Raw genomic sequence first — 5758 nt, forward strand, 5'->3', positions numbered from 1 at the left:
CCGGCCAGACCTTCAGCTTCGATCTCGGGCGTGAGGGCGGCTCGATCAATCCGGTCGACCAAGATGCGCTGGCCGCAATGGCGCACGAAGACGAAGACCCCGCGCTGACCTATCTGGTGAAGATCGGCGGAATTGAAGGCACGTCGCAGCTGGACGGTTATACCGGCTACTTCGAGGTAGACGCCTTCACCTTTGGCGAACTGACGACGCTCGCTTCGTCGGGAGGCGGCGGGGGCGGCAGCGGCAAGGCGGTGTTCGATCCGCTGATGGTCGACCTCGATGGTGTGTCGCCCGGTCTGACGTCGCTGCTCGGCAACGCCGCCGACGGCCGCCATATCGAGACCGTCGACCTGGTCGGTCTGAAGATCACGGACGGTCACACCAGCGAGGTCTATCACCTCCAACTTGACGATGCGACGGTGTCCGGCATTGCCATCGACGGCCATGACACGGCCGTCGCGTTCAACTTCACGCAGGTGACCGAGACCATCCGCGAACAGAACCCTGACGGATCGCTCGATGCCGGCCAGACCTTCAGCTTCGACCTCGGGAGAGAAGGCGGCTCGATCAATCCGGTCGACCACGATGCGCTCGCTGCCATGGTGCACGCCCACCACGACGTTCTCCTGGTGTAATCGGCCAGTGCGAACATTCTATTTGCGCAGCGCAAGTAGAATGCAGGAGTTGCGAGGGTGACGCCGAGGTCGGATGCGGCGGCACCCTCGAACCCGGTCGTTTTGCGGCTGACGGGCGCAATCACAGACGCAGGTCTGCTTGCTCAGGTAAGCCAATTCTCGACGTTCAGGCCGCGGATACGTTTGAATTCGTCGGTATTGGCGGTGACGATCGTGGCCTGAATCGCGCAGGCATGGGCGGCGATCAGCAGATCGTTGCTGCCGATAGGCTTTCCGGCTGCTTCGAGTTCTGATCGGATTCCGCCGTATTCGGTGTCGGCCGGTACTTCCAATGGTAGCACTTCGATTTCGCCAAGCAGGTCTTCGACAGCTTTGAGCAACCGCGCCGAGCCGCTCTTCGCGCATCCGTAGCGCAGCTCGACCGCCACCATGATGCTGGTGCAAATATTACCCTCACCCACCTTGGCGATCCGTTTCGCGGCTTTGCCTTGCGGATTCCTGACCAGGTCGGAAATGATGTTGGTGTCCAGCATGTAGCGGGTCAAAACACGTTCTCCCGCGCCGGCACCGGATCGTCGATTTCAGGAAAGGCTTCTTCGAGCGGCTTCATGGTCTTGAGCAGGGCGACCAGTCCGCGCTTGCGCACCGGCTCGATCACCAGACGATCGCCGTCGCGATGCATGATCGCTTCGTCGCCCGGCAGTTCAAATTCCACGGGGATCCCGACCGCCTGGTTACGGCCATTGCGAAATAATCTGACATGCCGCGGCTTCGATTTAGACACAGGTATCTCCGTGGCATATGCTCATGACATCTGCCCAAATATACGCAATTGCAAGCGGTCGGTGAGGGGCGATCTCTTCGATCGCCGCTCACTCGCCAAAAGCGAGCACTTAGCGCCTATTGCGTAATACTTCGGTATTCACTCCTCGCCACCCAAAAACCGCGCCAGCGTCTCCGTGCTGTAATTCTCGCCGGCCGACATGGCGCAGATGCGTGAGAGCTGCACGTAAGGCAGTCCGGTTTCCTCGGCCCATTCGTTGAACTGCGCCTGCACCTTCGCCAGGTCGCGCTTCGAACTCACCCTCTCCGCGATATCGAGACCGGCGTCGCGCAGGCACGCCACCACATCCCCTGAGGTGACGAAGCCGTCGAATCCGAGGAAGCGCAGCATCATCTGGCCGGTGTTGCCGCCGAGCCGGCTGCCGCGCTTGGCCAAGAGGTCGAGCAGTCCGACCTGGTCGGAGGAGGGCCAGTTCGCGAGAAACTTGCCGAAGCTGCCATGTTCGGTGGCGACCTCGCGCACGAAGCTCGCATTCGATCGCACCGACATGATCTTGGCGCCATTGCGCACGATACGCCTGTCCTTCATCAGCGCGTCCCAGAATTCGTCCGGCTGCAGCGTCAGCGGCCCAGGCTTGAAGCCGAGGAACGCCTTCTCGAAACCATCCCATTTGTTCTCGATCACGCTCCAGGCGAAGCCGGCCGAAAACACCCGCTTGGTCATCTCGGCGAGAATCCGGTCGTCGCTCATTTTCGCGAGCGCCTTCGCCTCCGGCTTGGGCGGCAGCAGTTTGCTCAGTGCTTTGGGCCCGCCCTTGCGCTTCTCGGCGCGTGCACGAATGGTCTTGAATGGGATGGTCATGCGCAGATCCTGCGGGGGCGTTCTGTGGTCGCGCGAGCCGCGAAGCTGCAGGCGTCGGGTATCACGGCCAGGCACGATACCGCCCGCCACAAGCTGCGCAACCCACTAGGGACCTAACAGCGACCGTTTCCTTGTCGGAGCCGCTGCTGATGGTTCGGTTGCCGGACTCACGGCGACGGTCGCGGTGTGGGCGATGCCAGCCCGTTCGAACGTCAGCTTTACCTGATCGCCGATGCGCGCCAGGCCGATCTTGTTCCTCCGTTGCGCCGCGCTGCGGATCGGCCGGTCGTCAGCCTTCAGCACGATGTCGCCCTTGCGCAGGCCCGCCGTTTCCGCGGGCGATCCAGGGCTGACTTCCGCGATCCTGGCGCCCTCGCTGCGGCCGGCGTCGGAAGCCGGATGGATGTCCTGCAGGGAAATGCCGATCCGGCCGCGATCGACGCGGCCGTTCTCGACGATCTGGTCCATCACGCGCCGCGCCATGTTGATGGGAATCGCAAAGCCGATTCCGACGTTGCCGCCGCCGGGCGAGATGATCGCCGAGTTGATGCCGATCAGTTCGCCCCGCAGGCTGACCAGGGCGCCGCCGGAATTCCCGGGATTGATCGCAGCATCGGTCTGGATGAAGTCTTCGTAGCCCTGCTTGCCGAGACCGGTCCGGCCCAGCGCGCTGACCAGGCCCGACGTCACGGTCTGGCCCAATCCGAAGGGATTGCCGATCGCGATGACGAAATCGCCGATCTCCAGTGCGTCGCTGTCGCCGAGCGCGACGGCCTTGAGGCCGGTCGGGGAGTTTATTCGCAGCACGGCGATGTCGGTTGCGGGGTCGCGGCCGATCACCTTGGCGGAAAGCCGGCGGCCGTCCCGTGTCGTGATCTGGACGGAGGTCACCTGCTCGACGACATGATTGTTGGTGAGGACGTAGCCTCTGATGGCGTCGACGATAACGCCGGAACCGGTGGCGTTGATCTCCTTCTCCAAATGCTTGGGAACGTCAAAATACTCCCGAAACAGCGGATCGCGATAAAGCGGGTTATCCTGCCGGACTCGCCCATGCACGGAGATATTGACCACGGCCGGCGTCACCTCGCGTACCAGCGGCGCCAGCGTGGGCACCGCGCCGCCCGCTTTCAGGCCGGGAATCTGGCCCGAGGCCGGCGTCGTCAGGAGCAGCGCGCCAATAATGGCGCCAAGCGCCGTCAAGATGATCCGGTTCACGTGTGTTCTCTTGTGCTTCCTCTGGGGCATACCCGAGGTCGAAGGTTTTTCGTCAGGTGGGGGTAAGTCACTGCAGGTCACGTTGCCATGCGAACCACGGTACGTCCCACACGGCGGAAGCCTGGCCGGCCAGCACCAGCGCCAGGACCGTCGGCGTCAGCATGGCAGCGATCTCCGGGACAGGGCGGCGGTCCAGCGCGGCCGCCGCCAGCGTATCGCCGCCCCGCCGCGCGGCGCGGGATCGTCGTCCTCGCTGTTGAGGCGGCGCAAGGCGGCGAGAATGTCGGCCAGGCGGATGCTGTGGCCGATTCCCGGAACGTCCCGCAGCGCCGGGCTGGATTCCACCGCGTAGATGTCGGAGGCCCAGGATGACAGCACGACGCGCTTCTCGGCGTCGGAGAGTTGCCGGTCGTTCAGAACATCATCCGGTGAATCGTAATGGGCGGCGGGATGGAAGAGGGCATGTTCAGTCGGAGTTGAACTGGTCTTGGTCATCGGTCTGTCTCCTTACGCTCCTTTCCGCGAGACGTTGAGCTGTAATGGTCGGAGGCGACGCTTTTGCACCGCCTCCAGCCGCATTCATTGCTTGCTGATTGGAATGCGTTTGACATCGGAACGCGCCTCTTCGGATTTCGGCAGCGTGATCGTCAAGACGCCATCCCGAAACGACGCTTCGGCCTTCTCTTCCAGAACGCCATCAAGCGGGATTTGCCGCTCGAACGAACCGTAGAAGCGCTCGGAGAAGTACTTTCCGTTGTCGGTTCGTTCGGCCTTCTTCTCGCCCCGCAGCCGCAGGACGCCGTGGGCGATTTCCACCTGAACGTCCTTTTCGGTGAGGCCAGGCAGTTCGGCCGAAACGGTCAGCGCCTTGTCGGTTTCGCTCAGTTCGATCTTCGGCCAGCCGAAGCGGCCTTCCATCAATGGGCTGCCGCTGCGTCCCAGCGCTCCGAACCCGCTGAATACGTCATCGAACAGCCGGTTCATCTCCCGGTGAAAGGTGATGAACGGATCAAAGGTCTCGCGCGTCGGCACGAGCTCCTGGTTTTTCGACCATGGAATAAGATCACGAAAACCCATGTTGTCCTCCTCTTTTGCAGAAACTCCGCGTGGGCCTCAGGTCCGCGCGTGCATCATCGAACGTGCCGGCGGCTCAGGCCGCTTTCGTCTGCTCGATCTGCGGAGTGGATTCCGCACCCAGGATCGGGATCCGCCGCGGCTTCATCGATTCCGGCACTTCGCGGACCAGGTCGACGATCAGCAGGCCGTCTTTGAAAGACGCCTCCTTGACCTTGACGTGGTCAGCCAGGCTGAACACCCGGCGGAATGGCCGTGCCGCGATGCCATGATAAAGGTACTCGCGCGGCGTTGCCTCCTCGGGCTTCCTGCCTTCGATGATCAGCGTGTCCCGTTCGGCGGTGACGGCGATATCGTTCACGCCAAAGCCGGCAACCGCCAGCGAGATCCGATAGGCGTCGTCGCCGGACCGTTCGACATTGTAGGGAGGATAGTTATCGTCGGCGGTTTGCCGCAGGCTCGCGTCAAGCAGATCCGCCAGATGGTCGAAGCCAACCGTGGAACGCCACAGCGGCGAAAAGTCAAAAGTCGTCCTCATAGCCAAGTCCTCCTAAGAGCAAGATGGATACGAAGGGGTGTCGGACACCGTCCGGCGCCCACTCTGGTTCGCCGGACCCAAGTTGGCGTCCGGCAAGATCGACTTAGAAAAACGGCGAAAATTTTCAAGGGGAAATCTGCGAAAATTTTCTTTGGGATCCGGCGGATCCCGGGCCATGCCGTTAATGGCAGGTAAGGCGACCGGACGGCCTGGCTCCGTTGGAAGCGCCTGCTGCGTTGCACAGTGAATGCAGCCCGCTCTGGCTCATCCGCGGCCGTCCAAAACGCCAATTGAAAAATACGGTCCCGACGACCCGGCACACGCGCGCTGGAGGAGATGGCCAAGGCGCATTCCACCAGTTCGACTGCTTCTCGGCGGCAGACGGCAGCCAGTCGGCCCGACGGGCAATCACTTCTGTTATTCAGAACAAATGTCAAGCCCCAAAATAAAAAATATTTCGCTTTTCCGGAAGGCCAAATCAGGATATATCCTTGGCCATCCCGTCCTACTCAGAAGGGCGTCGGCCGTCGTCACGGACGTTGGACGGGTTGCGGTGGACGCTGAAGTCACGGAGACGACCGTGGCGGATAGCGTACGGCGAAGACGTGTGGTCCTGACGTCGCGGTGCTGGCGTCAATGCACCTGGAG

8 protein-coding genes are annotated in these 5758 nt (G+C 62.2%); 1 reads left to right on the forward strand and 7 read right to left on the reverse strand.

What is annotated here, in order from left to right:
- A partial coding sequence (locus ACSQ84_RS35805) for a type VI secretion system tube protein Hcp (RefSeq protein ID WP_436216473.1) occupies positions 1-635 on the forward strand: 635 nt, incomplete at its 5' end.
- 143 nt (positions 636-778) lie between these two features.
- Here ACSQ84_RS35805 and ACSQ84_RS35810 read toward each other — a convergent pair.
- From ACSQ84_RS35810 to ACSQ84_RS35840, 7 genes are all read right to left on the reverse strand, one after another.
- Positions 779-1168: a type II toxin-antitoxin system VapC family toxin gene (locus tag ACSQ84_RS35810; protein ID WP_436216480.1), complete on the reverse strand. Its 390-nt coding sequence runs from the start codon at positions 1166-1168 to the stop codon at positions 779-781.
- Between the two features lie 8 nt (positions 1169-1176).
- Positions 1177-1419, reverse strand: coding sequence for an antitoxin (locus ACSQ84_RS35815; protein WP_436216474.1), 243 nt, complete (start codon positions 1417-1419; stop codon positions 1177-1179).
- A gap of 138 nt (positions 1420-1557) precedes the next feature.
- Positions 1558-2280, reverse strand: coding sequence for a DNA-3-methyladenine glycosylase I (locus ACSQ84_RS35820; protein ID WP_436216475.1), 723 nt, complete (start codon positions 2278-2280; stop codon positions 1558-1560).
- Positions 2281-2385: 105 nt separating this feature from the next.
- Positions 2386-3498: a trypsin-like peptidase domain-containing protein gene (locus ACSQ84_RS35825; RefSeq protein ID WP_436216476.1), complete on the reverse strand. Its 1113-nt coding sequence runs from the start codon at positions 3496-3498 to the stop codon at positions 2386-2388.
- Between the two features lie 156 nt (positions 3499-3654).
- A complete protein-coding gene (locus ACSQ84_RS35830) occupies positions 3655-3993 on the reverse strand; it encodes a hypothetical protein (protein WP_436216477.1) in 339 nt (112 codons plus the stop codon).
- An 84-nt stretch (positions 3994-4077) separates the two neighbouring features.
- Positions 4078-4575, reverse strand: coding sequence for an Hsp20/alpha crystallin family protein (locus ACSQ84_RS35835; protein WP_436216478.1), 498 nt, complete (start codon positions 4573-4575; stop codon positions 4078-4080).
- A 73-nt stretch (positions 4576-4648) separates the two neighbouring features.
- Positions 4649-5110, reverse strand: coding sequence for an Hsp20 family protein (locus ACSQ84_RS35840; protein WP_436216479.1), 462 nt, complete (start codon positions 5108-5110; stop codon positions 4649-4651).
- Positions 5111-5758: the final 648 nt, after the last annotated feature.

This window comes from Bradyrhizobium sp. LjRoot220 (assembly GCF_964252915.1).
Taxonomy (GTDB): domain Bacteria; phylum Pseudomonadota; class Alphaproteobacteria; order Rhizobiales; family Xanthobacteraceae; genus Bradyrhizobium.

What these genes read in the sequence shown, in the direction of transcription:
- ACSQ84_RS35830 (WP_436216477.1), bottom strand. Translation starts at nt 3,993, where the DNA reads ATGACCAAGACCAGTTCAACTCCGACTGAACATGCCCTCTTCCATCCC.
- ACSQ84_RS35810 (WP_436216480.1), bottom strand. Translation starts at nt 1,168, where the DNA reads ATGCTGGACACCAACATCATTTCCGACCTGGTCAGGAATCCGCAAGGC.
- ACSQ84_RS35835 (WP_436216478.1), bottom strand. Translation starts at nt 4,575, where the DNA reads ATGGGTTTTCGTGATCTTATTCCATGGTCGAAAAACCAGGAGCTCGTG.
- ACSQ84_RS35840 (WP_436216479.1), bottom strand. Translation starts at nt 5,110, where the DNA reads ATGAGGACGACTTTTGACTTTTCGCCGCTGTGGCGTTCCACGGTTGGC.
- ACSQ84_RS35820 (WP_436216475.1), bottom strand. Translation starts at nt 2,280, where the DNA reads ATGACCATCCCATTCAAGACCATTCGTGCACGCGCCGAGAAGCGCAAG.